The sequence below is a fragment of the Kitasatospora sp. NPDC059803 genome, assembly GCF_042732255.1.
Taxonomy (GTDB): domain Bacteria; phylum Actinomycetota; class Actinomycetes; order Streptomycetales; family Streptomycetaceae; genus Kitasatospora.
In genome coordinates, this window is the sequence record NZ_JBHWIJ010000580.1 from 1 (window position 1) to 1,444 (window position 1,444).

Consider the following 1,444-nt stretch of genomic DNA (forward strand, 5'->3'; position numbering starts at 1 on the left):
GTAGGGCTTGGTCAGGTTTGTATGGATTTGGGTATGTCGCGGTGGCAGGTGGGGCAGGCGCCGGCCCAGGTTGCGAGGAGGAACTGCATTTCGCGGACGACCTGGTAGAGACTCAGGCCGGTGCCGTTTCTTTTGGGGCACGGGCCAGCCTCCGCAGGGTGCAGAAGGCGTGGGCGAGGGCGACGAGGGTGACATGGTGGTGCCAGCCGTTGAAGGTGCGGCCCTCGAAGTGGGCGAGTCCCAGGGCCTGTTTCATCTCCCGGTAGTCGTGCTCGATGCGCCAGCGGAGTTTGGCCAGGCGGACCAGGGTGGTCAGCGGGGTGTCGGCGGGCAGGTCGCAGAGCCAGAACTGCACCGGCTCGGGCTCCTTGGCGGGCCACTCGGCCAGCAGCCAGCACTCGGCGAGTTCCGCACCGTCGGCCCGGTCGCGGACCTCCCGTCCGGCGGGGCGGATCCGCAGCGCGACGAACCGCGAGTACATGCGCTTGCACCCGGTGCGGCCCCTTCCCGGGCGTGAGCCCTCGCGCCAGGAAACCGGCCTGGCCGCACCGCGTCCCGCCTCGATGACCAGCGTCTTCACGCTCTTCGCCGGATCGGGATACCGGGCCACCGGCGGCCGTCCGGTCCCGCTGTAGGGCGGGGTGAGGGGCCGGGCGGAGCCCGGCTGGGCGCTGAGGGTGGTGGAGATACCCACGACGTAGTTCATCCCGCGCTCGTTCACACCCAGCCGAAACGCGGCCGTGTCGCCGTAGCCGGCGTCCGCAACGGCCAGAGGGACGTGCACGCCCCAGGAACGGGTCTCGTCGATCATGTCCAGTGCGAGCTGCCACTTCTCCACATGCCCCAGGTCCGCCGGGATGCCGCACCGCTGGCGGCGGGCCACCTTGAGCGGGTCGGCCTTGTCGGAGGCCGGGTCCCAGGGCCTGGGGAGGAACAGCCGCCAGTCGACGGCGGCGGAGGCGTGGTCGGTGGCCAGGTGCAGCGAGACGCCCACCTGGCAGTTGGTCACCTTGCCCGCGGTCCCGGTGTACTGCCTCGACACGCACGCGGAGGCGTCACCGTCCTTGAGGAACCCCGTGTCGTCGATGATCAGCGCCGTCGGCTTCAGCTCGGCCTGCATCCTCCAGGCCAGCCGGGCCCGCACATGCGCCGGGTCCCACGGGCTGGTGGTCACGAAGTGCGCCAGCGCCTGCCGGTTGCCGTCCTCACCAAGCCGCGCGGCCATCGGCTCCACCGACTTGCGCCGCCCGTCCAGCAGCAGTCCCCGTACATACGCCTGCCCCCAGCGATGCTGATCCGCGCGCGTGAACGCCTCGAACATCTCCGCCGTGAACGCCGCCAGGTCCTCCCGGACCCCGGCCATCTCCTCAGGTGTCACACACCACCAACGACACAACCCACCAACAGACACGCCACTACCGCACAGACCTGACCAAGCCCTACT

Annotated in this window: 1 protein-coding gene; it reads right to left on the bottom strand. The window is 70.2% G+C overall.

The features are described 5' to 3' along the window. Nucleotides 1-112 precede the first annotated feature (112 nt). The gene (locus ACFV6I_RS39635; protein ID WP_380431160.1) at nt 113-1,363 is read right to left on the bottom strand and encodes an IS701 family transposase; all 1,251 of its coding nucleotides are present in this window, start codon (nt 1,361-1,363) and stop codon (nt 113-115) included. Nucleotides 1,364-1,444 lie beyond the last annotated feature (81 nt).

What these genes read in the sequence shown, in the direction of transcription:
- ACFV6I_RS39635 (WP_380431160.1), bottom strand. Translation starts at nt 1,363, where the DNA reads ATGGCCGGGGTCCGGGAGGACCTGGCGGCGTTCACGGCGGAGATGTTC.